The organism is Rhodococcus ruber (assembly GCF_016804345.1).
Lineage (GTDB): Bacteria > Actinomycetota > Actinomycetes > Mycobacteriales > Mycobacteriaceae > Rhodococcus > Rhodococcus ruber.
In genome coordinates this window covers 2,085,409-2,111,504 of sequence record NZ_CP044211.1, presented here as the reverse complement: position 1 = coordinate 2,111,504, position 26,096 = coordinate 2,085,409, and the positions used below count along the sequence as shown (strand labels likewise).

Genomic DNA, 26,096 nt, shown 5'->3' with positions numbered 1-26,096 from the left:
CCGCCCCGCTTTCCGCGGGGCGGCCGGGTGGAACGCGAATCCGGTCACCGCCCGTTCGACAGGGTGGGAAATGTCCAGCTTCCGTCGAGGACTTCCGGGCGCGGGCGGTACAGGCGCACGAGATAGTTCCACCCCTCCGTGACGGGAAGGTAATTGGCACGGTCCGCATCGCCGCCGCCCCCGAATCGGACGGTGATCGAACCGTCCGCGTTCGGCACGCCCGTGATGTTGTTGACGCTGTAGGCATTCTGTGCGTTCGGTTCGAAGAAGCCCTGCGCGTTGTAGACCGAGACGGACCAGAACCCGTCGACGGGCACATCGCGGACGGTCAGCTCGTACTCGCCGACCGGCAGTCCCGGATCGACGCCGATGTAGGCGGCCTCCGTGGTCGGCAGGCCACCCCAGCCGGCGGCGGTGCCGATCAGGTGCCGGACCGGGTCGATCTCACCTCGGGCGCCGAACATCCGGTCGAAACCCGTCAGTCCTCGCGCCAGCGCCAGCAGCGCCTCCCGCGTCGCGTCGAAGCTCGGCCGGTCGTAGTCGGGCGCCGTGAACGGTGTCGACGACCCGGCGTCGAGACGGAACCGGTCCTGGAGCGAGGCCACGGCCTGCACGTCGTCCGGATCGGAAGGATCGACGAGAATCCGCACCGCGACGGCGACGTACGGTGTCGGGAACTCGTCGGCGGTGAGCCTGTGCTCTCCCGGGTCGTGCAGGATCCGATCGACGTGGTGGTCCTGGTCGACCACCATCACGGACAGGTACCGTCGACCGCCGTCGGGGATGGTGAGGGTCGCGCCCTCCGAGGTGTCGACGATCGCGAGGCTGTAGAGGGTGTCGCGGTTCATCCGGATCACCGTCTGCTGCTCGACCGAGGCGGGCTCCCGGTTGTGCCGGAGCACATTGATGCCCCCGGCGTCCCGCTGAAGATCGAGAAACATCCGATCCGTCTCCGCGCGAACGAAATTGTCCACATTCACCGATGTCATGCGCGGCAGCCTAGACGACGCACGCTCCGCGCGCTGTCCGATTCGTCCGCCTCCGCGACGGACCGGAATTCCCCAGCGGGGACTGCCGGGCCGGCCGCCGGGCACATGCGGCCCGTCTCATTCCGGCTCCGCCATCCGCGCGCGGCGCGCGAGGGTGGCGGCGACCCCGGCTGCGGCCGCGCGCACCGACGTGGTGTGCCGCTCGGGATGGAACCGGGCCACGGGACCGGTGACACTGAGGGCCGCGATCGGCCGGTCGTCCGTGTCGAGCACCGGCGCAGCGACGCAGGTGATGCCCATCGCGGATTCCTCGCGTTCGTACGAGACCCCCTCGTCGAGGATGCGTTCGAGCTGTGCGCGCAGCAGTCCGGGCCCGGACAGCGTCTTCGGGGTGCGCCGTTCGAGTGGCTCGGCGAGCACCCTGTCGATGATCTCCGGATCGGAGTGCGCGAGGAGCGCCTTTCCGATGGCCGTGCAGTGCAGCGGCATTCGGCCGCCGAGACGGGACGGGGAGCGGGCCTGCCGGTGTCCGCCGATCTTGGCGATGTAGACGACCTCGGTGCCCTCGAGGATGCCCAGGTGCACCGTCTCGTGCGTCCGCTCGTACAGGTCCTCCAGGAACGGGGTGGCGACCTCGATCAGGCTGCGCTCGGTGGACGCCCGCATGCCGAGTTCGAACAGTTGCCCGCTCAGCCGGTAGCCGGCCCGGGTGCGGTCGAGGAGGCGCACCTTGACGAGGTCCGAGAGCAGCCGGTGCAGGGTGCCCTTGGGGATGCCGGTGCGTCGGCCGAGTTCCGCGAGGCTGAGCCCGTGGTCGTCCACGGTGAACGCATACAGCACGGTGACGACCTTGCCGAGCACGGTGTTCGGGTCGATCTGCGCGTCGCCGGGAGCGCCCACCGCATTCCCCTTTCGTCCGGTGACCTGGCAGTTCGGGTCATCCGCCACTGTACGTTCCACTGAGTCGAACGCCACGCTGGCCGGGCGCCGGGCCGCCCGGTGACAGTGGACAGGTCCATTCCCTTCGACCTTCCGGGACCGCCATGACCCCCTCCCCAGGAACCGACCGCATGCCGGCTCCGCCCTCCGCCGCGACGGACGATCCGGCTGTCGATGCGGCGTTCGTCCGACTCGACCACGCGGTACAGACCCGCACGCCCTGCACGCCGGTGCGTGACCTCATCGGCAGCACCGATATCGAGCGTGCCTACGCGGTCCAGACGAAACTGAACGCCGCACGCACGGCCGCCGGGGCTCGTGTGGTCGGTCGCAAGATCGGGCTCACGTCACCGGCGGTCCAGCGGCAACTCGGCGTGGACCGCCCCGACTTCGGTGTCCTGTTCGACGACATGCAGTACACCGAGGACGAACCCGTGCCCTTCCAGCGCCTGCTGCAACCGAAGGTCGAGGCGGAGATCGCCTTCGTGCTCGGGCAGGACCTCACCGACGGCCCGCTCGACGACCGGCGTATCCGCGACAGCGTCGACTACGCCGTCGCCGCCCTCGAGATCGTCGACAGCCGGATCGCAGTGTGGGACATCACTTTCGGGGACACGGTCGCCGACAACGCCTCGTCCGGGCTGTTCGTCCTCGGCACCCGGCGCCGCCGGCTCGACGAGTTCGAACCGATCGACACCGAGATGCAGATGCGTGTCGACGGCGCGGCGGCGTCCACCGGGAACGGCGCGGCCTGCCTGGGCGACCCGCTGCGGGCCCTGGCGTGGCTCGCCGACACCGCCCGCCGGTTCGGCGAACCGCTCCGCGCCGGGCAGATCGTCCTGTCCGGGGCCCTCGGGCCGATGGCGCCCGTCCACCCCGGCTCCACCGTCACCGCGGACATCACCGGACTCGGCTCGGTGACCGCGACCTTCACCCAGGAGGACAACGCATGAGCACCCCTAGAACACAGGTGGCCGTCATCGGCTCCGGCAACATCGGCACCGACCTGATGATCAAGGTGATCCGGAACTCGACCAACCTCGAGATGGGCGCCATGGTCGGCATCGACCCCGACTCGGACGGCCTGGCCCGCGCCCGCCGGCTGGGTGTCCCCACCACCGCCGACGGCGTGGCGGGCCTGATCGGCCTGCCGAACTTCGACGAGGTCGGCTTCGTGTTCGACGCGACGTCGGCGCAGGCGCACCGGGCCAACGCCCGGGCGCTCGAACCCTACGGCAAGCGGCTGATCGACCTCACCCCCGCAGCGATCGGCCCCTTCGTCGTTCCGGCCGTGAACCTCGACGCCCACCGGAACGCCCCGAACGTCAACATGGTCACCTGCGGTGGGCAGGCAACCATTCCCGTCGTGGCGGCGGTCTCGCGCGTCACGCCCGTCGCCTACGCCGAGATCGTCGCGTCCATCGCGTCGAAGTCCGCCGGACCCGGCACCCGCGCGAACATCGACGAGTTCACCGAGACGACGGCGCACGCGATCGAGTCGGTCGGCGGGGCGGCCCGGGGCAAGGCGGTGATCGTCCTGAACCCGGCCGAGCCGCCGCTGATCATGCGGGACACCGTGTTCTGCCTGATCTCCGAGCCGAGCGCAGTCGTGCACGACGCCGTCCGGGAGTCGATCGAGCGGATGGTCGCCGACGTCGCCGCCTACGTGCCGGGCTACCGGCTCAAGCAGCAGGTGCAGATCACCCCGGTCCCGCAGGGGCAACCGGTGCATACCCTGCTCGCCGACGGCGCCCCGGCCACCCCCACCCACCAGGTGTCGGTGTTCCTCGAGGTCGAGGGTGCCGCCCATTACCTGCCCGCGTACGCGGGCAATCTCGACATCATGACCTCGGCGGCCCTGCGGTTCGCGGAGGCCGCCGCCGAGACGGACACCGCACGCGCGGCAGAACTGGAGGCCACCCGATGACGACCGAACTGTTCATCCAGGACGTCACGCTGCGGGACGGGATGCACGCCGTTCGGCACCGCATCACCCCGGAGGACGTGGGCCGTATCGTGGCCGCGCTGGACGCGGCCGGTGTCGACGCCATCGAGGTCGCCCACGGCGACGGCCTGGCCGGGGGGAGCCTCAACTACGGACCGGGCAGCCACACCGACTGGGAGTGGATCGAGGCCGCGGCCGCGAACGTGTCCCGGGCGCGCCTGACCACCCTGCTGCTGCCCGGGATCGGCACGATCCGCGAGCTCGAGCACGCCTACCGGCTCGGGGTCCGCTCGGTGCGCGTGGCCACGCACTGCACCGAGGCGGACGTCTCGGCCCAGCACATCGCGACGGCCCGCGAGCTGGGCATGGACGTCTCCGGGTTCCTCATGATGAGCCACATGGCACCGCCCGCGGAGCTGGCGCGGCAGGCGAAACTGATGGAGTCGTACGGCGCGCACTGCGTCTACGTCACCGACTCCGGCGGTCGGCTGACCATGGACGGGGTACGCGAGCGGGTGCGCGCCTACCGGGACGTGCTCGATCCGGGCACCGATCTCGGGATCCACGCCCACGAGAATCTGTCGTTGTCGGTGGCGAACTCCGTGGTCGCCGTCGAGGAAGGGGTCACCCGCGTCGACGCCTCCCTGGCCGGGCACGGCGCCGGCGCCGGCAACTGCCCGCTCGAGGCGTTCGTCGCCGTCGCCGACCTGCAGGGCTGGACCCACGGCAGCGACCTGTTCGCGCTGCAGGACGCGGCCGACGACCTGGTCCGGCCGCTTCAGGACCGGCCCGTGCGGGTGGACCGGGAGACCCTCACCCTCGGCTACGCCGGCGTGTACTCCTCGTTCCTCCGGCACGCGGAGGCCGCGTCCGAGCGCTACGGCATCGACGTGCGCACCCTCCTGCTCGAGGTCGGGCGGCGCGCGCTCGTCGGCGGGCAGGAGGACATGATCGTCGACATCGCGCTCGACCTGTCGGGGGAACGTGCGGCGCGCACCTAGACGCGGACGGTGACGTCCGGGTTCTCGGGGATGCGGATTCCGGCCTCGGCGAGACGCTGGGCCGCGTCCTCCGCGGTGGACGGCCGGCCGGTGGTGATGTAGCTGCCGGTCGGCACCACGGAGTGGACGATGGTGTCCGGGTAGACGTGCACGAGGTTGAAGCCCTGGGCACCGTCGTGGCCGCGCTGGCACCCGGCCGGAACGTTGAGGTCCTGGGTGTAGCACGTCGAGGAGGCCACGGAGACGGGGATGTCGGCGAAGGTCGCGGTCGTGGTGTAGTGCAGGTGCCCGGCGAGGATGGTGCGCACGTCGGTGCCGCGCAGCACCTCGGCGAGGCCGGCCTGGTCGCGCAGCTCGACGAGCACGGCCTGGTCGAACACGCTGGGCACCGGCGGGTGGTGCATGGCGAGGATGGTGCCGAAGCGCGCCGACGTCTCGAGTTCCTGCGCCAGCCAGTTCAGCTGTTCCTGCGAGATCTCGCCGTGGTGGAAGCCGGGCACCGAGGTGTCGAGGGTGATGATGCGCAGGCCGTTGACGTCGTATACGCGGTCGATCGGGCCGGTGGACGGCGCCTGATCCAGCAGCAGTTCGCGGAAGGTGGCGCGGTCGTCGTGGTTGCCCATGGCCCACACGATCTGCGCGCCGAGTGCCTGCGCGACAGGCTCGACGAGGCCGCGCAGCTTCGAGTAGGCGTCGGGCTGGCCGCGGTCGGCGAGGTCGCCGGTGAACACGAGCGCGTCCGGCTGTACCTGGGACGCGCGGATATCGGCGAGAATCTGCCGCACCCGGGCGTCGGCGTCGACTGTCCCGTAGAGCAGTTCGTCTCCGCCGACCAGGTGGGTGTCGGTGATGTGCAGCAGGGTGTGCGAGGGCCTCGGGTATTCGGCTATTCGCTCGGCCCCACGAGGGCTGCCCATGATCTCTCACTTCCGTTCGCCGACGTGCTCAGGGGCACACGTCGAGTATGACCATAGTCGAACGGGTTCGGGTTGCCCTTGGGCACCCCGGAGTCGACGCGACGGCGAACAGGGCGGAAACCTCGGGTGCCGTCAGGCGAGATGCGCCCCCAACGGCGTGGATTCCGGCTGGTCGAGGCGCCAGAACATGCCGCCGTCGCACGATTCGACGTCACCGCTGAGGTAGCTGGCGACGGCGACGGCGGCGGTGGTCGGATCGGGAAACCGTCGGCCCTCCATCGGACCGGCCGTGATCTCGAGGACGCCGGTGGCGGGGTCGAACCGCCCCTTCACCCGGTAGCCGTCCCAGTCGGCGAGCACCGGCAGCCGCGGGTCCTCGGCGACCTCGGGCTCGGCCGCCCCGCGCGCCTTGCCCGAGGCGCTCGCCTTGCGCGCGCGGTTGCGGGCGAGCCGCTCCTGCTCGGCCTCGGCCGCGTCGTCGTCGGTGTAGCGGGTGGTGTCCTTGGCCGGCGTCAGGCCGAGCAGGTCCCAGCGGTCCTTGCCGTGGGCGACGCTGCTGAGCGGGATGGCATGGCTTCCGGTGCGGGTCCGGCCGCGCGCATCGGCCATCCAGATGTCGACCTCGGCGGCGATCCCCGCCGCGACCTCGTCGGACGGCAGCACGAAGTACGTCACCGGGGTGCTCCCCAGGTCCACGAAGACCCAGAACTGCGAGCCCGTGTCGTCGGCGTCCGGCAGGGCGTCCTGCCGTCGCGCCTGCCAGTCCCCGTCGATCTTGGCGCGGACGCGCACGATGCAGCTGTTCCCGTCGACGCCCCACACCTGGACCGGGTTGCGCGGCAGGTGCTCGAGCCGCTCGGCGCGGCCCCCGCGCTGGATGACCTCGGAAATGAAGGCTTGGATGCCTCGACCGGCCGTATCTTGCACTCGACTGCGTCCATTTCTGTGCTGCGCCCCGTACGCATCGGTGAGCTGTGTTGCGACGGGTCCAACGCGGCACGACTCGAGTTTCTGTACTCCAGAGTACGGGCAGGGGTTCGGCGGTGGCCGGACGAGTCGGCCTTCGGTGGGTCGGCCCGGGTGCCGCGACGATGTCCGCCCCGCGCCGACGAGGGGTAATTTTGCTGCCATGAGCACGTCCTGGCAGGACCCGAAGGCTGTGAACCTGATGCTCGACGACTGCGACACCTGGGCGGTGGTCGGGCTGTCCGGCAATCCCGGCCGGACCGCGTACCGGATCGCGCGCCTGTTGCAGGAGCGCGGCAAGCGGATTGTCCCCATTCATCCGAACGCGCCGACGGTGCTCGGCGAGCAGGGCTACGCGTCCCTCGCCGACGTCCCGTTCCCGGTCGAGGTGGTCGACGTGTTCCGCCGGTCGGAGTCGGCGGGCGAGTTCGCCGACCAGGCCGTCGCGATCGGCGCGAAGGGCGTGTGGTTCCAGCTCGGCGTGATCGACGAGGACGCGTTCCGGCGCACCACCGAGCAGGGCGTGGCGATGGTGATGGACGCGTGCCCGGCGATCGAGTGGGGCAGGCGGCGCGGCTGAGCCCGCTGCTGCGCCGCGGCGTCGCCCTCGCAGACCGGCCGACCCGCCGGCGACGGCCCGCGGGCGTGCCGATCGAGCGGAGGGGTCAGGACGCCAGGATCCGGGCCTTCTCGGCCTCGAACTCGGCCTCGGTGAGCACGCCTTGTGTTTTCAGCTCGGCGAGGTCCTTCAATGCGGCGATCCGGTCCGTCCCTCCCGGGGCCGCCGGGGCGGTCGGCGCCGGGGCAGGTTCGGGCGGGTACTGCGCATCGCGGTCGTATGAAGCCTGCTCCTGCGCCGCCCACCGCTGGCCCTGCCGCCGGGACACCCGGTTGGACACGGCGGTGGCGGTTCCGGCCACCACGGCGGTACGGGCGACTCCGCGAAGCAGTCCGGGCATGGTGCACTCCTCGGGTACTCGAATGGTATGTCGATTCGAATTGCTCTGTTCTACTTCAGCTTTCAGATCCAAGAGCGTCCAGAGACGACAGGATGCTCTGCACCGGGATGCGGCCCGACGCGACGAGCTGGGCGCCGTTGCGACGCAGTGCCCGCGCGAAGGGCGCGGCCCAGGTGTTCTCGTAGACCAGGACGGCTGCCGAGCAGCCCGGCTCGAGCGCGGCTCCGGCTTCCTCGAAGTCGGTGTCGTCGAGCAGACCCGAGGCGGCCTCCGCGAACAGGGTCACGTCGATCTCGCCCTCGAGCCCGACCTCGGCGATGTCGATGCCGGCGACGGAGCCGTCGGGGTCCTTGCGGACGAACGCCAGGTCCAGCACGCGGATGATGCCGCGCTCGACGAGGTCGCGCAGGAGCGGTAGCGCCGACCCGTCGGGAGGGCGATCGGCAGGAAACTCGATGACGAGATAGTCGACCGGACCCATCTCGTCGATGTCGGAATCGGTCACCAGGAGCCTCGTTTCAGCGACGGAACCAGTGTTCGGCGGGCGCACCACCCCACCACCTGTTCGACGATAGTCCGCGCGCGGCAACCCGCATCAGTTTTTGCACATGTGGCATCGGGACACCGACCCGCCCCCGGCGCATGCCGATCCCCGGACGGAGATTCCTCCCGCGGACACGCCCTGGGACGGCAGTCGGGTCCTGTACCTGATGCATCCGTCCGACCCGATCGTCTGGTGGAGCCCGAATCTGATCCTCGGCGAACCGGACTGGATCGGTCAGCCACCCGGACAGGATGTGCTCGAGGAGATGTTCTGGATGCCGTTCGTGACGTTCTGGCAGGTCACCGCGGACCTGCCGTTCTCCACCGGTGTCCCGGGCGGCCACGGCCACAAATACACCTCCGGGTACGTCGACGGATGGAACGCGGTCATGCAACCGACGGGGATCACCCCCGAGCAACTCACCACCCTCCGGACGATCATCGAAGCCGGCGAGTAGGACAGGAGGGGCGTTCCGGTGGCGATGATTCGAGTGATGTTCCGGCACCGAATCTTCCGAGACCCGGGGAACCACCTGCTCGTCGACGTCGACGACAGTCCGACCAGGGCGTGGCGGTAGTGATGGACGCGCGCCCGGCCGTCGGGTGCGGCAGGCGGCGCGGCTGACGGCCCTACCGAGCGGCCGGCGAGCGGGCGACGCACCCGGGCACGGCCTCCCGGGGTGCCGCGAGCCGGTAACTGCCGGCGTGGAACAGCAGCGGCTCGTCCTCTCCCCGTTCGTACTCCCGCACCCGGCCGACGAAGATGGTGTGATCGCCCTCCACGTAAGCATTTTCGCGGGTGCACACGAACCGGGCGAGGCATCCGCCGAGCAGCGGCACCCCGCCGGGCCCCTCGTCGACCGGCAGCCCGGCGAACTTGTCCTCGGCGGGCCGGGAGAACCGCTGCGACAGCCCCTGCTGCTCGACCCCCAGCACGTGGACTGCGAAATACTCGGCGGTGCAGAACGTTTCATAGCTGGGCGCCCGGTTGGCGAGGCAGAACAGCAGCAGGGGCGGATCGAGCGACAGGGAGGTCAGCGAGTTCGCGGTGATGCCGGCCCGCCGGGCGCCGGCACCGCGCGCGGTGATGACGGTGACGCCGGTGGCGAACTGACCGAAGGCGTTGCGCAGGTCGCGGGGGTCGAGTCCGTGGGTGGTCATGGCGTCACTCCTGTCCGGCGAGTTCGGCCATGAGCTGATCGGCCCGTTCGGGGCCCATGGCGGTGTAACCGCCGTCGACGGCGTAGTCGGCTCCGGTGACGAACGACGCCTCGGGCGAGAGCAGGAACCGCACCACGGCAGCCACCTCCGCCGGGTCGCCGGTGCGGCCGAGCAGGTGCAGCGGCGCGGCCACCCGGTCGGCCTTGACGCGGTCCCCGCCGGAGAGCTGGTCGATGGCGTTGGACCAGGTCCAGCCGGGCGAGACGGAGTTGACGCGGATGCCGTCGGCGGCGAGGTCGAGGGCCATGTTGCGGGTCAGCTGGACCATGGCGGCCTTGCTGACGGGGTACGTCCAGCGCCCGGCCTGCGCGACGCGCGCGGAGGTGGAGGTGAAGTTGACGACGGCGGCCCGGTCGGAGCGGCGCAGCCACGGCAGCGCGAGCCCGGTGAGGACGGCGGCGCTGACGACGTTGACGTCGAGGGTGGCGAGCCAGTCGGAGCGGGTGGAGGCGGGCCCGTTGTCGCGGTAGACGCAGGCGAGGTTGACGAGGTGGTCGATGCCGCCGTGACGGTCGGCGATCGCGGCGACGGTGCCGGCGAGGGCTTCGTCGTCGGTGAGGTCGGTGCGGTGGAAGCTCGCCTGCTCGCCCAGCCGGTCGGCGACGGCTCCGCCGGCGGGATCGACGTCGACGATCGCGACGGACCAGCCGTCCTTGGCGAGGGCTTCGGCGACGGCCGCGCCGATCATGGTGGCGCCGCCGGTGACGACGGCAGTGGGGGCGGTGGTGGTCATGGCTGCTCCGGGGTCGTGGGGTGCGGTCCGTCGTCGGCGGGTTCGCCGGTGAGGGCGGCGCGGGTGAGCTCGAGCCGGGATCGGATCCCGAGCTTGCGGTAGGTGGTCTTGAGGTACTGCTTGACGGTGTAGCGGCTGAGGAAGAGCTTCTCGGCGATCTGCTGGTCCTGCAGGCCCGCGACGGCGAGGGCGGCGATCTCGCGTTCGCGGGCGGAGAGCTGCGAGGCGAGGTGGTCGGGTAGCGCGGCGACGCCCGGTGCGGCGGGCAACAGCTCGAGCAGTGCCACGACGCGGCGGGCGCCGCCCCGGTCGGTGACGCAGCTCTGCACCTGCAGGTGCCGGGACACCCCGTCGAGGCGCACGTCCAGGACGAACGTCTGCCGCATGCCGGCGTCGGCGTCGCGGCCGGGCCCGCCGGCTTCGATGAGCCCGGTCAGCCAGAGCGTGGGCTCGCTGATGCCGACCCGGCCGAGCAGGGTCCGCGCGGCGGCGTTGACCTGGCGTTGCCCGGTGGTGAGATCGAGGATGACCGTGGCCTCGCTCGACAGGTCGAGCGCGGCCCACAGGTCGTCCTGCACGGCGCGGGCCGCCTCCCGCCGAGCCACCTCGGTGACCGCGACACCCACGAGCCGGCCCAGGGCGCCGGCGACGGCGATCTCCGCGGGCGACGCCAGCGCGAGCCGGTCGTTGTCGGCGAAGTTGAGGGTGCCGACGACGTGGCCGCGTTCGATGATGGGCGCCTCGAGCACCATCCGCATGTCGTGCAGGCGGGCCACGTCGCGGAAGAACGGGGACTCGGTCCACGTGTTCTCGCTCATCAGCCGGCTGCTGTGGGTGGGGCGGCGGCGTTGCTCGAGCGTGCGCAGCACGGGGTCCTGGTGACGGCCGAGTTCCTCGTACAGCGTCAGGAAGCGTTCGCTGACGCCCTCCGCGGCGGCCAGCGGGGTGCGGCCGGGCGAGTCGCCGAACAGGTAGATGCCGAAGGCACGGGACGGCAGCACCCGCGGGACGAGGTCCATGCACAGGTCCTGGATCGCCTCGACCGTGTCGACGGCGAGGAGGGACTCGGCGACGTCGGCGAGATCGGTCGCGACGGTGCGATCGTCGTCGTCACCGTCGAACGGGAACTCGATGTCCATGGCCCCCTGCACCTCCTCGGCCGCCCGTGCGGCGGCCTCCACCCTCGTATCGGCAACCCGCCCGGCGTTCAGGACGCCGCCGGCCGGTAGCGGAGGACGAACGACCCGCGGTCGTCGACCTCGACGGCGAACTCGTCGGGCACCACGACGCTGCTGGTGCCCAGTTCGATGATCGCCGGCCCCTCCAAGTGTGCGCCCACGCCGAGGCCGTGCCCGTCGTACACCGCGGCCTCGACCATCGTCCGGTGCAGCACCGACCAGATCGGGCGGGTGCCGATCCGCCCGGTGCCGTCGCCGGTGGGCACGACGGCGCTGTCGAGGCGCGGCTTGGGGGTGGTGCCGACGACGCTGAGCCGGATGTTGAGCACGTCGATCGGCATGTCCGGGGAGCGGTAGCCGAACAGGGTGTCGTGCATGGCGTGGAACCGCTCGGCGACGTCGGCGAGGTCGACGCCGTCGAGGGACGACGGGTCGAGCGGCACGTTGATCTCGTACCACTGGCCGCGGTAGCGCATGTCCAGCGAGGGTTGCAGGGTCACCTCGGTGTCGGCGACGCCTTCCTCGGCGAGGATCTTGCGGCCGCGCATGGCCATGTCGTGCCAGATCCCGAGGAGTTCTCCGGTGTCGAGGGCGGCGAGTTCGGCCTTGTGGCTCTGCACGAAGTCGTGCTGGAAGTCGCACACGAGCATGCCGGCGGCGCAGAAGATCGACGACTCGCGCGGGGTGACGAGCACGGGGATCTCGAGTTCGCGGGCGATGGCGGCGGCGTGGACGGGCCCGGCTCCCCCGGCGACGACGATCGGGAAGTCGCGGGCGTCGAGACCGCGGCGGACGGTGATCTCCCGGACACCGGCGGCCATGCCGACGTTGACGACGTCGTAGATGCCGGCGGCGGCCTCCTCGACGGAGATGCCGAGGGGTTCGGCGACGTCGCGGCGGATCGCCTCGATCGAGGCCTCCCGGTCGAGGGGGATGTCGCCGCCGAGGAAGCTCGCGGGGTCGACGTAGCCGAGGACGACGTCGGCGTCGGTGACGGTGGCGCGGGTGCCGCCGCGGCCGTAGCAGGCGGGTCCGGGGACGGCGCCGGCGCTCTCGGGGCCGACGCGCAGCAGGCCGCCCTCGTCGACGTAGGCGATGCTGCCGCCGCCGGCGCCGATGGTGTGGATGTCGACCATGGGCAGGGCGATGCGGCCGCGGTCGATCTGCCCGTCGGTCATCACGAGCGGCCGGCCGTCGTTGACGACGGCGGCGTCGAAGCTGGTGCCGCCCATGTCGACGGTCAGGCAGCGGTCCCAGCCGTGCGGGGCGACCTCGAGCAGGCCGGCGGTGGGCCCGGACGCCGGGCCGGACAGCAGCGACAGGGCGGCACGGCGGGCCAGCTCGTCGGGGGTGGCGACGCCGCCGTTGGACTGCATGAGCAGCAGGATGCCGGTGAATCCCGCCGCGTCGAGCGCCTCGGTGAGCACCCGAAGGTAGCGCGTGATGATCGGTCCCGCATAGGAATTGAGCACGGCGGTGCTGGTGCGGTCGTAGTAGCGCACCTGCGGCAGCAGCTCGCTCGAGCGGGTCAGGTACACGCCGGGCAGCTCGGCGGCGAGGATGTCGGCGGCCTGTCGTTCGTGCTCGTCGCCGGCGTGCGAGTGCATGAACGACACCGCCACGGCCTCGACGCCCTCGCGCCGGAACAGTTCGGCGGCGGCACGCACGTCGTCGGTGGCGAGCGGGGTGACCTCGGTGCCCTCGTGGTCGAGGCGGCCGCCGACGGGCCGGCGCAGCGCCCGGGGCACGAGCGGCGCCGGCGGCGTGAGCCGGTTGTCGTAGGCGTCCTCGCGGGTGCCGTCGCGCATCTGCAGCACGTCGCGGAAGCCCTCGGTGGTGAGCAGGCCGGTCTTGGCGCCGGTGCGGGTGAGCAGGGCGTTGGTGGTGACGGTGGTGCCGTGCACGATGGTGTGGACCTGTGCGAGCAGGCCGGTGAGGGTCTCCCCGCGCCGCTCGGCGATCTCGGTCAGGCCCTTGACGACCGCGGTGGACGGGTCGGAGGGGATGGAGCTGGTCTTGTGCACGAGCCGGGTGCCGTCCTCGTGGACGACGAGGAAGTCGGTGAAGGTGCCACCGACGTCGACTCCGATGCGGATGCTGGGTGTTGCCGACATGGTCACTGTCCGCCTTTCCGGGTGTTGCGCAGCTGAGCGGTTGCCTCGGCGTCGAGGGTGCGGGTGGCGGCGTCGACGACGACGCCGTAGCGGATGCGGGCCTGTTCCGCGGAGAGCAGTTCGTTGCGGACCTCGTCGGCGACGAGGTCGGCGGGCCGCAGCAGCGGGTCGCCGTAGCCGGCGCCGCCGCCGCTGACGGAGCGGACCACCGAGCCGGACGGGAGCTCGACGAGTTCCTTCGACCCCCACTCGTGGGTGGTGCCGTCAGGGTATTCGACGGTCATGCGGTTCATGCCGGAGGGGCCGCCGCCGAACAGGCCGGCTCCGGGGGCGCCGCCCTCAGATTCGACGGATTCGCCGATGGTGACGCCGATTTCGGAGTCGCCGTAGCAGCGCCACGCCGAGCGGGTGCCGAGGCCGCCGCGCCACTGGCCGGCGCCGGCCGAATCCGGTAGGTACTCGTGATATTCGAGGAAGTGCGGGCTCGACAGCTCGAACATCTCCGGGTCCGGGGAGCGCATCTGCCCGGCGGTGCCGGTGAAGCCGAGCGCGTCCCACCCGTCGGTGCCCTTCATGGCGCCGGGGCCGTTGCGCTGGAACACGGTGAGGGTCACGAACGGCTGTTCGGTGCGTGGGTCGGTGCCGTTGAGGGCGGTGCAGATGAATTTGTTCCACCCTGCGGTGACGCGGTCCGGCAGGGCGTCGGCGAGGGCCGACATGATGGCGTCGACGACCTCGTCGCACATCTGGTTGCCGAAGATGGTCGCGGCCGGGAAGTGCGGGTTGAGCAGCGAGCCGGGCCGGAACACGGTGTGCACGGGCCGAAACAGGCCGTCGTTGGTGGGGATGTTGATGCCGCCGGCGGCGACGAGCATGAGGAACGCGATGCGCACGGCGCCCATCGCGGAGGCGGGCGGCATGTTGGTGATGCCGGGGGCCTGGTCGTCGGTGCGGGAGAAGTCGAAGGTGACCTCGTCGCCGGAGACGGTGATGTCGCAGGCGACCTTGTAGCGGCGAGTGGGGTCGAGGCCGTCGGAGATCATCCAGCTCTCGCCGTGGTACACCCCGTCGGGCCAGCGGCCGATCTCGGCACGGACCTGCTTCTCGGAGCTGTCGAGGATGTAGTCCATGTGGGCGTCGAAGGTGCCGCGGCCGTAGCGGCCGAGCAGTTCGACGAGGCGGCGCGAGCCCACGGTGCACGCGCCGACCATGGACTTGATGTCCTCCATGACGAAGTCGATGCGGATGTTGGCGCCGACGAAGTCCCACACGTCCTTGCGCAGCACTCCCCCGGCCATGATCTTCACGGGCGGGATGCGCAGGGCCTCCTGCCAGATCTCGGTGGCGCTGGGGTTGTAGCCGCCGATGGTCATGCCGCCGATGTCGGCCATGTGGCCCTTGGCGGCGGCCCAGCCGACGAGTTCGCCCTCGTGGAAGATGGGCAGGTAGACGCCGGTGTCGGCGTTCTGGTTGCCGCCGGTGTAGACGTCGTTGTGGAGGATGACGTCGCCCTCGGCGATGTCGTCGCCGAAGTAGTCGATGATGTATTCGAGTGGCGGCTGGGCGCCGAAGGCGATGATGGCGGCGAACTCGGCCTGGGCGAGGGTGCGGCCGTGCTTGTCGAACAGCACCGTCACCAGGTCGCCGATCTCGTTGAAGATCGGCGAGCGGGACGAGCGCATCAGCATCGTCGCCATCTCCTTGGCGATGGCGTCGACGCGCCGCTGCAGCACCGACGCGAGGATCGGGTCGATGGCGGTGCCGCCCGCCGTGCCGGCGGTGGGGCGTTCCAGGGTGGTCATGATTGCTCTACCTCTCTCAGACCCGGTACAGCTCGGTCGGAAACTTGGACAGGGTGCGGGTGCGCCCGGCCTCGACGACGCAGGTGTCGGCCATGTAGCCCATGGCGCCGGAGTCGGCGTCCCACAGCATGGGGTGCAGGGCGATCACCATGCCCTCGGCGGTGACGGTGACGGCCTCGTGGTTCTCGTTGTCCTGCACCATCTCCAGGCCCACCCACGGCTCCTCGAGCACGTCGAGGCCGAGGCCGTGGCCGGACCAGTAGGACGACCTGACCCCGTGCTGCTCGATCGCGGCGATGACGTCGCGCTGCACACCGGACATCGTGGTGCCGGGGCGCAGGGCGGCGCTTCCGGCGGCCAGGCCGGAGCACACCGCGTCGGCGAGGCGCTGCACCTCCGGCGTGGGCGGGGCGAAGGTGACCATGCGGGACAGTTCCATCCAGTAGCCGGCGGGCCCGACGAGTTCGTAGCTGAAGGTGAACACGTCGTGGGCGGTGAGTTCCCGGCCGCCGGGGGCCCCGAACGTCGGGCACGGGCCGGTCGGCTCGTCGTCGGCGTACATGGTGAGGAACAGCGGGTCCTCGGCGCCGAGCGAGTAGGCGACGCGGTACATCTCGGCGGCGACGGCGCGTTCGGTCGTGCCGGGGCGGGCGATCTCGAGCAGCCGTTCGAAGCAGCGGTCGGCGATGTACGCGGACTCCTCGGCGCCACGGATCTCGGCGGCCGTCTTGACGGCGCGGACCTGCTCGAACATCGCGCTCGCGTCCTCGAAGACGGTGCCGGGCAGCTCCTCGGTGAGGTGCAGGTAGTCCTCGACCTTCATGACCTGCCCCATGCCGACGATGCCGACGCGGGCCGGTGCCGCACCCCGGGTGAGGGTCTTGACGAGCGCCTCGGAGAGTTTCTCGGCGTAGACGTAGTCGTCGATCCAGCCGGTGCGGGGCCGGCGGCCGCCCTCGAGGTTCTTCGGCAGCACGAGGGTGGGCGCGGCGTCGGGATGCAGGACGGCGTAGCCGTAGCGGTGCGAGAGGTTGTAGTCGGCGAGGTAGCGCAGGGCGCCCTTGTGGCCGCGGTAGTCGGCGGCGGCGAACAGCAGCGCGTCGTAACCGTCGCGCTCCATCCGCTCGTGCAGCAGCCGCCAGCGCCGGTCGCGCTCGGCGAGGGTGGCGATCACGCGCTCACCGCCCGCGGGAAGTGGCTGCCGGACAACTTGTTCCGGACCTGCCCGGCGAGGATCTTCGCGGTGCCGGCGGCGACGACCGCGCCGGGGCGGCGACCGGTGTGCTCGCCGATCCACCGGTCGGCGGCCGCGCGCTCGGTGAGCCACGGGAAGGCGGTGGGAGGCGCGTCGAAGACCTGCGCGAAGCGGGTGGCGAGGCGCTGGTCGGCGAAGCACGCGGTGAGCACCCGCTGCGGTGTCTTGCCGAGCGGTTCGAGGAGCAGGTTGGTGAACCGGTAGGTGCCGGCGATGTGCTCCTCGTAGACGCCTTCGAAGGTGCGGGTGATCCATTCGGCGTCGAAGGGTCCGTCGGCGCGGGCGAGGAGGGCGTCGAAGTAGTGCCCGGCCTGCCGGATGCCGGAGCCGGCGCCCTGACCGGCGACGGGGTCGTAGGCGACGGACGTGTCGCCGAGGCTCATCATCGGCCGGCCGCCCGGGGTGGTGCCCAGCCCGGAACGCACGGACGGGGTGACCCGGCCCTTGAGCCACGAGTGCGGGTCGTCGAGCATCGGCTCCATGTTCCGCATCGACGGCCAGTCCCACGGGGTGTAGTCGCGGGCCAGGCGCGAGGCGGTCGCGAAGGCCTGCTCGACGGTGGTGACGTCGGCCCAGCAGTCGAACGGGCCGCCAGGCTTGGCCTCGAACACCAGGCACCAGACGTTCTCGCCGGACTTGTGCAGGAACGGCACCCAGAAGATCTCCCCGGCGTCGCCGAAGAGGTTGAAGCACACGCCCGTCGAGCCCTCGACACGGTTGGGGAAGGCGGTGCCGTCGGTGGGGATGCCGCGCACGAGCACCATGGCGAGGTTGCGCTGCGGGGTGTCGTAGACGCTGCGCCGCGCGTCGCGGGCGAACAGCGACGACAATCCGTACTTGCCGGTGGAGACGACGGTCAGGTCGCTGCCGGCGGCGATGTCGTCGAGGTCGTCGGGCTGCACCGATGTCACGACGATGTTGCCGCCGAGTTCGGCCAGGCGCACCATCCGGTCGTACGACTTGCGGCGCACGTCCACGGCACCGCCGGCGGCGTCGCCGAGCGCGGAGCCGAAGTGCACCAGCTCCTGCCCGATCTTCGGACTGAAGCACACGTGCAGGGCGTCCATCGGCACGCCCTTGTCGTCGTAGCCGGGGCAGCCGAGCCGCAGCTCGGTGGCGACCGAGCGGTGGAACAGGGCCGCGGTGCCGGTCGGGGAGGTCTCGTGCAGGATCTCCTCGGCGGTCTTGTCTGTGTAGAGGTCTACTTGGAAGCCGTTGGCCTGCAGGGCCATCGACAGGAGGGTTCCGGCCTGGCCGGCCCCGATCACGGAGATTCTTCTCATGGCGGTCATCCCTTGTGCCGGTGGGTGGAGCGGTGGTCAGAAGAGTTCGAAGTACTCGCGGTGTTCCCACTCGGTGACGGTCTCGGCGTAGCCCTGCGGGTCGGGCTGCTCGGCCAGGTGCGCTTCGTAGCGCGAGACCTCGCTGGACTTCATGGTGACGAGGTAGTCGACGAAACGGTCGCCGAACGCCTCCCGGTAGAACCGGCTCGCCCCCAGGGCCGCGAGCCCTTCCTTCAGGCTCGTGGGCAGGTGCGGAACGTCGGCGGCGTACGGATCCACCGACGGGGCACCCGGCTCGGTCTTGTTCTTGATGCCGTCGAGCCCCGCGGCGGCCTGCGCCGCGATGTACAGGTACGGGTTGGCGGCGGGCTCGCCGACGCGGTTCTCGACATGTGAGGCCTTGTCACCGGGGGCGCTGATGACGCGCATCATCGCGGCCCGGTTGTCCAGGCCCCACGTCAGCCGGTCCGGGGCCAGGGAGTACGGGCGACGACGGCGGTACCCGTTGATCGTGGGCGTCATGAACGGCGACGCGGCGGCGGCGTGGGCCAGGGTGCCGCCGACGTAGTGCCGGCCGATGTCGGACAGCAGCTCCCCCTCCCCCGGCACCATGACGTTCTCGCCGGTGACGGTGTCGACCAGGGAGGTGTGCAGGTGCCAGCCGCTGGCGTAGAAGCCGGGGATGCCCGGGGTGGACATGAAGGAGGCGAGGTAGCCACCGCGGCGGCAGATCTGCTTGACGGCGGAGCGGAACAGCAGCATCGAATCCGCGGCGGCCATACCCTCGAGCACGTCGAAGGTGGTCTCGACCTGGCTCGGCGCCCACTCGTCGTCGATCGAGCGCAGCGGCAGCCCGAGCGCGGTGACGGCCTGTCGCACCGGGCGCAGCACGTCGTCGATCTCGTCGAGATGCGATTCGAGGAGGTAGTTGTAGCCGCGGGCGACGGCCGCGACCTCCGGCGGGTCGGCGGGCATCCCGGGGGCACCGAGGGAGCCGGTGACGAGCTTGTCGTCGAGGACGCGGGTGAGATACCACTCGACCTCGAGGCCGGTGATCAGGTGGTAGCCGGCGCTTTCGAGCTGGGCGAGGGTGTTGCGCAGGATGCTGCGGGGGGAGAACGGGAAGGGGCTGCCGTCGCGGAAGTACAGGTCGCACAGCACCCAGCCGGTGTCCGGCGCCCACGGCAGCACCCGGAAGGTGGTGGGGTCCGGAACCATGGTGAGGTTCGGGCTGCCGGACAGCTCGGGCATGTCGAACCCGCCGCCGGGGCTGAACGGGTTGAAGACGATGGCGTTGGCGGTGTCGAAGAAGAACGGCGCCATGGTGATCTCGGTGCCGGACCCGAGCGCCGCCAGGTAGCTGTCGACGGTCATCGTCTTGCCGCGGATCAGGCCGTGCTGATCCGGCCAGGCCAGGCGGACCATCTCGATGCCCTTCTCCGCGAGAAGGTTCCGGGCGCGGTCGGCGGCCTCCTGCTGCGCGGCGTCGTACAGGGCGTGGCGGGCGACGAACTTGGCTGAAGTGGACATGCGGTCCTCCGTGAGGGGTGGGTTCGTGGGGTCAGTCGCGTGCCGCGACGAGCGGGGTGTCGACCCCGATCGGGCCGGTGTGCACCGCCCCGCCCGGGGAGCCGAGCGGGACGTCGCGCCCGGGCAGCACCGAACTGAAGAAGACGGCGTTGTCCTCGAGATGGATGCGGGTGGTCTCGTCCACCCGGCGGTCGTTCGAGATGGCCTCCATCGGGCAGACCGATTGGCAGGCACCGCAGTCGACGCATTCGAACGGGTGGATGTAGAGCTTGCGGGCGCCCTCGTAGATGGCGTCGACGGGGCATTCCTCCATGCACGACTTGTCCATGACGTCGGTGCAGGGTTCTCCGATGAAGTACGGCACGGTTCCTCCTGGGGGGTGCGTCAGCTCGGGACGGGGCCGGCGTCGGTGGAGTGGCCGGGGAACAGCGGCGCATCGTCGTCGATGCGGTGCGCGATGTGGTTGACGGCGGTCGCGGCCTCACCGAAGCCGACGGACATCAGCCGCACCTTGCCGGGGTACTCGGCGATGTCGCCGGCGGCGTAGACGCCGGGGACGTTGGTGGCCATGTCGCGGCCGACCACGATGTGCTGACCGTGGAGTTCGAGGCCCCAGGTGCGCAACGGCCCGAGCTGGGCGGTGAAGCCGAGCGCGGCGATCAGCTTCTGCGCCGGCAGCCGCACGGTGTCGCCGTGCTCGTGGCGCAGGACCTCGACGAGTTCGAGACTGTCGGTGCCGTGTGCGGCGGTGACCTCGGCGTTGGTGTGGATGGTCGCGCCGCGGCGGCGCAGTTCGTCCACCGACGCGGCGTGCGCGCGGAAGCGGTCGCGGCGGTGCACGAGGGTGACGGACCCGGCGATCGGATGGAGGGCGAGCGCCCAGTCGAGGGCCGAGTCCCCGCCGCCGACGACCACGACGTCGCGGTCGCGGTAGTCGCCGAGGTCGGTGACGAAGTACGCGGCGCCGCGCCCGGCGTACCTGTCGGCGGCGTCGAGGGGCCGGGGCCGGAAGGACCCGATGCCGCCGGCGACGAGGACGGCGCGGGTGCGGATGCGCTCGTCGTCGTCGGTGCGGACGGTGAGCACGTCGCCGTCGCGATCGAGGTCCACGGCCTGCCGGCCGAGGAAGTACTCGACGTCGTCGCCGGCCTGCTCGACGAGCTGCCGGACGAGGTCCTTGCCCTTCACCGCGGGCAGGCCGGCGACGTCGTAGATCTCCTTCTCCGGGTAGAGCGCGGCGACCTGGCCGCCGAGCTCGGGCAGCGCGTCGACGACGACGGTGCGCAGGCCGCGGATGCGGGCGTAGTAGGCGGCGTACAGGCCGGTGGGGCCGGCACCGAGGATGAGCAGGTCGGTGTCAGTGTCCATGACCGTCTCCGGGGCTCGGGCACAGCGCCGGGGCGAGCAGGTGCTCGACGAGGGCGGCGAGGTGATCGCGGGAGGGATCGGCGAACTCCGGTGCCTTGTCCCGGATTTCGTCGGGGTCGGCGCCGGCGGCGCGGACCTTGTCCGGCTCGCCGGCCATGAGCCCGGCGATGCCGTCGACGGAGCTCTCGGGGTGGTACTGCACCCCGATGGCGGAGCGGAACGCGAAGGCCTGCACGAAGTCCCGGGACCGGGCCAGGACGGTCACGTCGGGCGGCAGCTGGAAGGTGTCCCAGTGGAAGGAGAACCGGGTGCCGGTGAAATCGACGGGGTGATCCACCCCCGCCCCGCAGGCGGTGACGTCGACGAAGCCGACCTCGGCACGGTCGCTGCCGCGCACCGCCGTGCCGCCGAGCGCGAGGGCGAGCAGTTGGGAGCCGAGGCAGATCCCGAGCGTGGGCACGTCGCCGGCCGCGGCGGTGCGCAGGAAGTCCCGTTCGCGCAGCAGGTAGTCGTGCGGGTCGTCGGCGGACTCCTTACCACCCAGGCAGATCACCGCGGCGGCCTCGTCCGGCGCGGGCAGCACGTCGCCGCGGAAGGGGCGGACGATCCGGATCGGGACGCCGTGATCGCGCACGACGTCGCTGAGGACGGTCAGGTCGGGGTCGTCGACGTGGGCGACGACGAGCAGGGGTTTCATACGGCACCTCGGGGTTCCAGAGTGTGTGTCCACGGTCGCCAGTGGTCGGTGGCGGCGAGGGCGCGCAGCAGGGCGACGGCGTCGGCGCGGTCGACGGCGATCCAGCTGCCGTCCGGGACGAGTTCGTAGGGGGTGAAGTCCCAGAACTGCGCGCGCCGGATCGCGTCGGCGACCTGCCGGTGGGCGGCGAGCTCGCGGTCGAGGCGGTCGACGCGCCGCGTGAGCCGGTCCACCTCGGCGCGCAGGCGGTCGAGTTCGGTGTTGTCGGTCATGGCGGGCCCGTCAGAGGACGAGGGTCAGGTTCTCGTGGCCGTGTTCGCAGTCGACGAGGTTGACCTGCCTGACCGCGATCCGCCACTGCTCGTCCCGGCGGACGAGTTCGTGCCCGCACCAGCCGGCGTACGTCTTGGTCGTGCCCGCCCGGAACTCGGTGATCAGGAAGTTCGATCGCACGAGCCGGCGGTCGGGTGCGTCGAGGACCTCGACGTTGGTGACGAGCCGCCGGGTGCGCGACGACGGGATCTGGCAGAACGCGAGTCCGGTGCGCAGCCAGTAGATCCGGTCCATCAGCCGGCGACGGTCGTCGAAGGCGTGGGACACCTCGCGCCGGGGGTCGCCGCCGCCGGGGGTGGTGGGCACCCAGTAGAGGCATTCGTCGGTGAACAGCTCCACCCAGTCGTTGAAGCGGCCGTCGTCGATCAGGCGCGCCTCCCGGTAGAGCAGGTTCTCGACCTCGGAGCGCACCCGCGGATCGGGTTCGCTCCAGTCCTCCTGCCAGGCCCCCATCAGCTCGGCCAGGTGGTCGTAGTAGGCGGAGTCCAGGTAGTACGAGTACCGGGAAGTGTCGTGGCGTTCGTTGCTCTGCACGGTCATCTGTCGTGTCCCTTCACCGGCTCATCAGCCGGAGCCATTCCTGGTAGTAGCCGCGCATGTGCAGCTCGTCGGTCACCGGCCCGGTCACGACGCCGTCGGCGTCGACCTTCTGCCGGCCCTCCACACCGAATCCGCGGTTCATCTGCACCCATGCGACCTCCGGGATGCTCAGGCCGCGCTGGGCCTCCTCGAAGTTGGCCTGGTCGTCGGGTTCGCCGAAGGCCGGGAAGTCCTCCTGGGTGCGCATGCGCAGGACGTTGACCTCGTCCGGGACACCGCCGACGGTGGTGGCGTACCAGGTGAGCTGGGTACGGTCCACGGCGAGCGGCTCGATCACCTGCACCTGGTTCCCGATGATGAGCAGGTTCGGGAAGATGTTGAGGTTGATCTGGGCGCCGACGGTCAGGTCGAGGTAGCGCAGCGCGTCGTCGGGGTACTCGCTGCGGATCAGCTCCTCGAACACCTCCCGCCCGGGTTGCGGGCGCTGGTTGGCCCAGAACGCGCCGGGGCCGTCGTAGCTGGGGCGCTGGTCGATGAAGGTATGTCCGTTGCCGAGGTACTGCGCGTACATGGGGCCGCGGTCGGGGGTGCGGCCGAAGTACGTCATGTCCTTGGACTCGCCGAGCCGTTCGGCCATCTGCAGCAGGGAGCGGTGCGAGAACGCCGGATGGTATCCGTCGCCGGCGTTGTCGTACGCCAGCTTCCAGTTGCCGCGGTAGACCATGCGGTGCGCGGAGTTGCGGAGGAACACCTCACCACCCGGGGCGCGGTCGATCCAGTAGTCGAGGGGTTCGCGGACCGGGCCGAGATGCTCGGCGAGCGGCGGCGCATCGGCGTTGAGGGTGCCGAAGACGAAGCCGCGGTAGCTCTCCACCCTCGGCACCACGCCGAGGTTCAGGTCGGTGCGCTCGAAGTCCGGTCCGTACGCGTCGGGCCACGGCACCCCCACGAGCTGCCCGGTGTTCTTGAAAGTCCATCCGTGATACGGGCATTGGAAGTTCTTGGCGGTGCCGCTCTCGTCACGGCAGACGGTGGCGGCCCGGTGGGTGCAGCGGTTGAACAGGGCGTGCAGCTCGCCGGCCCGGTCTCGGGTGACGATGATGGGGCGCAGACCCAGGTAGCCGGTGCGGTAGCTGTTGGGAGTGGGGACCTGGCTCTCGTGCGCGAGGTACACCCAGGTGCGGCCGAAGACGCGGCGCATCTCGTCGTCGAAGATCGACGGGTCGGTGTACAGCGTGCGGTGCACCCGGTCGTGCTGCACCAGCTCGTCGTACGAGTGGGTGGAACTCACGGTCATGGCTTTTGCCCTTTCGCCGAGGCGTCACGTGGCGGGATCGTTCGTCGTCGCCCGAGGTTCGGGCGGTTTCCGATCGCGTCGGATTGCATTCGCGTCGGGTTAATCCTGGCCGGGCCGCACGGGGCTCGGTATCCCTCCCAGGAGGGGTATTCACCGGCCCGCAAGGGTCGAACGACACCAGAAATCCCGTGTGTAACAAGAGATTTACAGAACGGACCCATGACGGGTCGCGGCACGACGGCCGATTACGGCGGGGTTACGACACCCGCCGGACGTGGGCATGATTGTGCCCCAGGTCACAGTCGCTGTCAACGCGCGGTGGCGCACCGGGCACGGCCGCCCTCGAGGCGGCGGGCGGGAACCCCCGGCCGGCGGCTATCGCGGTTCGGCGGCGAGCGCCGTGGCGACGGCACCGCCGAGCGCGACATTGCCCCGATAGACCTCGACATTGACGTCGAGGCTGCGGCCGCCGGTCGCGCGGTGGAAGTGGTCGAGCAGGAACGGCGTGGTGTCCTTCCCGACCACTCCGGCCGCCGCGGCCCGCTCCTCGGCCTCGTGCAGCACCCGCGCATGCAGCGCGGGGTCGAGCTGGGCGTCTTCCGATACCGGATTCGCAAGCAGGACACCGGCTTTCAGGCCGAGTGCGTCCCGGGCACGGACAAGGGCGGCGACCTCGGCCGGCGACCCGACGGAATGTTCGAGCGGGCAGCCGCTGTCGCGGATGTAGAAGCCGGGGAAGCTGGTCGTGCGGTAGCCGACGACCGGAATGCTCAGGGTCTCGAGCCGCTCCAGCGTGGCCGGGATGTCGAGGATCGACTTGACGCCGGCGCTGACGACGAGGATCGGCACGGTGGACAGGGCGACCAGGTCGGCGGACTCGTCGAAGGTGCTCTGCGCGCCGCGGTGCACGCCGCCCAGCCTGCCCGTCGCGAAGACCTCGACCCCGCCGCGGTGTGCGAGCAGCGCCGTGGCGGCAACGGTGGTGCCGCCGGACAGTCGTCGCGCCACGGCGATCGGCAGGTCGCGCACACTCAGCTTCGTCACCGTCTCCGCCGTCGCGAGGTCGGTGATCTCGTCGGTGGACAGCCCGACGGTCGGGACGCCGCGAAGCACGCCGACGGTGGCGGGGACGACGTCCGCCTCCCGCAACCGCGCCTCCGCCTCGAGCGCCACCTCGAGGTTGCGGGGGCGCGGCAGGCCGTGGGTGAAGATCGTCGATTCCAGGGCCACCACCGGCCGGCGGGCTGCGACGGCGTCGCGCACCTCGTCCGATATCCGAATCACCGGGTCCATGCGGCTCCTCTCGTTGCGTGCAGGGTAGCGGCGGAGGGCGAGCGTCGCCGATCATCTCGGAAATTCAGAGCAGCTCACGGATTCCGCACAGCGGCAGATGGATCCACCCCTCCCGGACCGCGACGGCGCGCTGCGCCGCATCGGGCCGGACGGTTCTTCCGAGCGCTGCCGCTCGGGCGACGAGGCCGGCGACCACCGCATCGAACGCGTCGTCGGAGGCCACACAGAGGTCCCGGAAGCCGCCGAGCCTCAGTCCCGGAAGGGCGCGTTCCAGTGCGGCCACCGATGCGGCCCGCGCCTCGCGGTTCTTCGCGCTCTTGTATCCCTTGAACGGCAGGCCCCAGCCCTGCAGCGCAGCAGCGGGATACACCTCGACCACCGTTCCGTCGACGCGGTCGACATCCACCCCGACGGCATCGAGTTCCGCGAGCAGACCCGCACACCGCAGCGCCACATGGGCGATGAGATCCGCAGACACGCTCAACGGGACTATTCCCGTCCCGGCATGCACCACGCGGTCGGTCAACCGCCGCACCAGCGGGAGCCGTCCGGCTCGGCTGCTCAGGGCGCGCTCGCGCGAGTACTTGAGGCGATGGTGCGCGCCGACGAAGTCCACGAACGCGTCGGGCCACCCGAACGGCGCGTCGATGCCGGTCCGGTCCGCGGCGGCCACCGCGTTGACGACGTCCGGGTCGGTCGCGCCGAGCCGTAGCTCCTGCACCGTCGCGGTGCCGTGCTCCCAGGCGACGGTGGCGACCGCCGTCTTCGCCGGCTCCGCCGCGAGGTCGACCCCTACCGTCTTCACGGACGTCACGGTATCCGCTGCCCGGCCCCGGAGCCTGCACTCGTACTGTGCACCGTGCACCCCGGTCCCGCCACAACGGGGGCAGGCACGCCCTGGAGGGAGCAAGCCGCCGGCACGCACACGATCGGCGGGCACGCAATCGTGGACTACGTTCCGCATCCGTGCCACGGTGGAGGCGGATATTTCTTCCAGGAGGTGCAACACCATGGAGCACACCCAGCAGAACAGCGCCGCACAGGAATGCCCGGACTGCCATGCCCTCGCCGCGGACCTCGCGGCTCATAAGCAATGGCACTCCAGGGTCGTCCACGACCTCGCCGTCGCCGTCGAGAAGGAAGTGGATCGACGGACACGGACACCCTGACCGGCGCCGCTCCGCGATCCGGTT

At 70.9% G+C, this 26,096-nt stretch carries 28 protein-coding genes; 6 read left to right on the top strand and 22 right to left on the bottom strand.

All coding sequences use genetic code 11. The features are described 5' to 3' along the window. Nucleotides 1-44 precede the first annotated feature (44 nt). Together F1734_RS09925 and F1734_RS09920 are read right to left on the bottom strand one after the other, a co-directional pair. Entirely contained in the window at nucleotides 45-989 is a 945-nt protein-coding gene (locus F1734_RS09925) for a DUF1214 domain-containing protein (RefSeq protein ID WP_017680458.1), read from the bottom strand. Between the two features lie 117 nt (nucleotides 990-1,106). Next, entirely contained in the window at nucleotides 1,107-1,889 is a 783-nt protein-coding gene (locus tag F1734_RS09920) for an IclR family transcriptional regulator (protein ID WP_048773041.1), read from the bottom strand. 170 nt (nucleotides 1,890-2,059) lie between these two features. Here F1734_RS09920 and F1734_RS09915 point away from each other — a divergent pair, with 170 nt between their 5' ends. From F1734_RS09915 to dmpG, 3 genes are read left to right on the top strand one after another with little or no spacing between them, the layout of a single operon-like run. Next, a complete protein-coding gene (locus F1734_RS09915) occupies nucleotides 2,060-2,881 on the top strand; it encodes a 2-keto-4-pentenoate hydratase (RefSeq protein WP_119699593.1) in 822 nt (273 codons plus the stop codon). Continuing rightward, nucleotides 2,878-3,855 (top strand): acetaldehyde dehydrogenase (acetylating), encoded by a 978-nt coding sequence (locus F1734_RS09910; protein ID WP_203011572.1) that lies wholly within the window; start codon nucleotides 2,878-2,880, stop codon nucleotides 3,853-3,855. Before F1734_RS09915 ends, F1734_RS09910 begins: the two co-directional genes overlap by 4 nt. Continuing rightward, a complete protein-coding gene (gene dmpG, locus F1734_RS09905) occupies nucleotides 3,852-4,874 on the top strand; it encodes a 4-hydroxy-2-oxovalerate aldolase (RefSeq protein ID WP_203011571.1) in 1,023 nt (340 codons plus the stop codon). The genes F1734_RS09910 and dmpG overlap by 4 nt, the downstream gene beginning before the upstream one ends. Here dmpG and F1734_RS09900 read toward each other — a convergent pair. Beyond that, a complete protein-coding gene (locus F1734_RS09900) occupies nucleotides 4,871-5,791 on the bottom strand; it encodes a phosphodiesterase (RefSeq protein ID WP_006933091.1) in 921 nt (306 codons plus the stop codon). The genes dmpG and F1734_RS09900 overlap by 4 nt on opposite strands. Nucleotides 5,792-5,923: 132 nt before the next feature. Continuing rightward, nucleotides 5,924-6,718, bottom strand: coding sequence for a hypothetical protein (locus F1734_RS09895; RefSeq protein ID WP_006933093.1), 795 nt, complete (start codon nucleotides 6,716-6,718; stop codon nucleotides 5,924-5,926). A gap of 202 nt (nucleotides 6,719-6,920) precedes the next feature. Here F1734_RS09895 and F1734_RS09890 point away from each other — a divergent pair, with 202 nt between their 5' ends. Continuing rightward, entirely contained in the window at nucleotides 6,921-7,337 is a 417-nt protein-coding gene (locus F1734_RS09890) for a CoA-binding protein (RefSeq protein WP_029542672.1), read from the top strand. 85 nt (nucleotides 7,338-7,422) lie between these two features. Here the strand turns inward: F1734_RS09890 and F1734_RS09885 are convergent, their stop codons facing one another. Further along, entirely contained in the window at nucleotides 7,423-7,716 is a 294-nt protein-coding gene (locus F1734_RS09885; RefSeq protein WP_140188453.1) for an SHOCT domain-containing protein, read from the bottom strand. A 55-nt stretch (nucleotides 7,717-7,771) separates the two neighbouring features. After that, nucleotides 7,772-8,221, bottom strand: coding sequence for a DUF6325 family protein (locus F1734_RS09880; RefSeq protein ID WP_140188452.1), 450 nt, complete (start codon nucleotides 8,219-8,221; stop codon nucleotides 7,772-7,774). 103 nt (nucleotides 8,222-8,324) lie between these two features. Between F1734_RS09880 and F1734_RS09875 the strand changes: the two genes are divergently transcribed. Continuing rightward, complete coding sequence (locus tag F1734_RS09875) at nucleotides 8,325-8,717, top strand: alpha/beta-hydrolase family protein (protein ID WP_237658187.1); 393 nt, start codon at nucleotides 8,325-8,327, stop codon at nucleotides 8,715-8,717. Nucleotides 8,718-8,889: 172 nt separating this feature from the next. Here the strand turns inward: F1734_RS09875 and F1734_RS09870 are convergent, their stop codons facing one another. The 16 genes from F1734_RS09870 to F1734_RS09795 form a co-directional block, all read right to left on the bottom strand. Next, nucleotides 8,890-9,420: a flavin reductase family protein gene (locus F1734_RS09870; RefSeq protein WP_140188451.1), complete on the bottom strand. Its 531-nt coding sequence runs from the start codon at nucleotides 9,418-9,420 to the stop codon at nucleotides 8,890-8,892. Between the two features lie 4 nt (nucleotides 9,421-9,424). Continuing rightward, nucleotides 9,425-10,213: an SDR family oxidoreductase gene (locus F1734_RS09865; RefSeq protein WP_006933109.1), complete on the bottom strand. Its 789-nt coding sequence runs from the start codon at nucleotides 10,211-10,213 to the stop codon at nucleotides 9,425-9,427. Continuing rightward, nucleotides 10,210-11,352, bottom strand: a complete 1,143-nt coding sequence (locus tag F1734_RS09860) for a LuxR C-terminal-related transcriptional regulator (RefSeq protein WP_140188450.1) — start codon at nucleotides 11,350-11,352, stop codon at nucleotides 10,210-10,212. Before F1734_RS09860 ends, F1734_RS09865 begins: the two co-directional genes overlap by 4 nt. 68 nt (nucleotides 11,353-11,420) lie before the next feature. Then, nucleotides 11,421-13,505, bottom strand: coding sequence for a hydantoinase/oxoprolinase family protein (locus tag F1734_RS09855; protein WP_037200721.1), 2,085 nt, complete (start codon nucleotides 13,503-13,505; stop codon nucleotides 11,421-11,423). 2 nt (nucleotides 13,506-13,507) lie between these two features. Then, on the bottom strand, nucleotides 13,508-15,307 hold the full coding sequence (locus F1734_RS09850) for a hydantoinase B/oxoprolinase family protein (RefSeq protein ID WP_065922788.1): 1,800 nt from the start codon (nucleotides 15,305-15,307) through the stop codon (nucleotides 13,508-13,510). A 16-nt stretch (nucleotides 15,308-15,323) separates the two neighbouring features. Continuing rightward, nucleotides 15,324-16,481, bottom strand: a complete 1,158-nt coding sequence (locus F1734_RS09845; protein WP_161572326.1) for a M24 family metallopeptidase — start codon at nucleotides 16,479-16,481, stop codon at nucleotides 15,324-15,326. Continuing rightward, a complete protein-coding gene (locus F1734_RS09840; RefSeq protein ID WP_161572325.1) occupies nucleotides 16,478-17,845 on the bottom strand; it encodes a styrene monooxygenase/indole monooxygenase family protein in 1,368 nt (455 codons plus the stop codon). The genes F1734_RS09845 and F1734_RS09840 overlap by 4 nt, the downstream gene beginning before the upstream one ends. 36 nt (nucleotides 17,846-17,881) lie before the next feature. After that, complete coding sequence (locus F1734_RS09835; protein ID WP_140188448.1) at nucleotides 17,882-19,375, bottom strand: glutamine synthetase family protein; 1,494 nt, start codon at nucleotides 19,373-19,375, stop codon at nucleotides 17,882-17,884. Between the two features lie 31 nt (nucleotides 19,376-19,406). Beyond that, the gene (fdxA, locus tag F1734_RS09830; RefSeq protein WP_043800072.1) at nucleotides 19,407-19,739 is read right to left on the bottom strand and encodes a ferredoxin; all 333 of its coding nucleotides are present in this window, start codon (nucleotides 19,737-19,739) and stop codon (nucleotides 19,407-19,409) included. 20 nt (nucleotides 19,740-19,759) lie between these two features. Beyond that, nucleotides 19,760-20,743: an NAD(P)/FAD-dependent oxidoreductase gene (locus F1734_RS09825; protein WP_140188447.1), complete on the bottom strand. Its 984-nt coding sequence runs from the start codon at nucleotides 20,741-20,743 to the stop codon at nucleotides 19,760-19,762. Beyond that, a complete protein-coding gene (locus tag F1734_RS09820; protein WP_140188446.1) occupies nucleotides 20,733-21,440 on the bottom strand; it encodes a type 1 glutamine amidotransferase in 708 nt (235 codons plus the stop codon). Before F1734_RS09820 ends, F1734_RS09825 begins: the two co-directional genes overlap by 11 nt. Next, a complete protein-coding gene (locus F1734_RS09815) occupies nucleotides 21,437-21,712 on the bottom strand; it encodes a hypothetical protein (RefSeq protein ID WP_029542639.1) in 276 nt (91 codons plus the stop codon). Before F1734_RS09815 ends, F1734_RS09820 begins: the two co-directional genes overlap by 4 nt. Nucleotides 21,713-21,722: 10 nt before the next feature. Then, nucleotides 21,723-22,313 carry an aromatic-ring-hydroxylating dioxygenase subunit beta gene (locus F1734_RS09810; protein ID WP_140188445.1) on the bottom strand — a complete coding sequence of 197 codons (591 nt, stop codon included), beginning with the start codon at nucleotides 22,311-22,313 and terminating at the stop codon, nucleotides 21,723-21,725. Nucleotides 22,314-22,326: 13 nt separating this feature from the next. Then, nucleotides 22,327-23,610 (bottom strand): aromatic ring-hydroxylating oxygenase subunit alpha, encoded by a 1,284-nt coding sequence (locus F1734_RS09805; protein ID WP_140188444.1) that lies wholly within the window; start codon nucleotides 23,608-23,610, stop codon nucleotides 22,327-22,329. A 375-nt stretch (nucleotides 23,611-23,985) separates the two neighbouring features. Further along, nucleotides 23,986-24,903 (bottom strand): pseudouridine-5'-phosphate glycosidase, encoded by a 918-nt coding sequence (locus F1734_RS09800; protein WP_203011570.1) that lies wholly within the window; start codon nucleotides 24,901-24,903, stop codon nucleotides 23,986-23,988. A 64-nt stretch (nucleotides 24,904-24,967) separates the two neighbouring features. Then, nucleotides 24,968-25,708 carry a DUF429 domain-containing protein gene (locus F1734_RS09795; RefSeq protein WP_140188442.1) on the bottom strand — a complete coding sequence of 247 codons (741 nt, stop codon included), beginning with the start codon at nucleotides 25,706-25,708 and terminating at the stop codon, nucleotides 24,968-24,970. A gap of 205 nt (nucleotides 25,709-25,913) precedes the next feature. On the opposite strand from F1734_RS09795, the gene F1734_RS09790 reads away from it, so the two are divergent. Then, nucleotides 25,914-26,072, top strand: coding sequence for a hypothetical protein (locus F1734_RS09790; RefSeq protein ID WP_006944786.1), 159 nt, complete (start codon nucleotides 25,914-25,916; stop codon nucleotides 26,070-26,072). The last annotated feature ends 24 nt before the right edge of the window (nucleotides 26,073-26,096 follow it).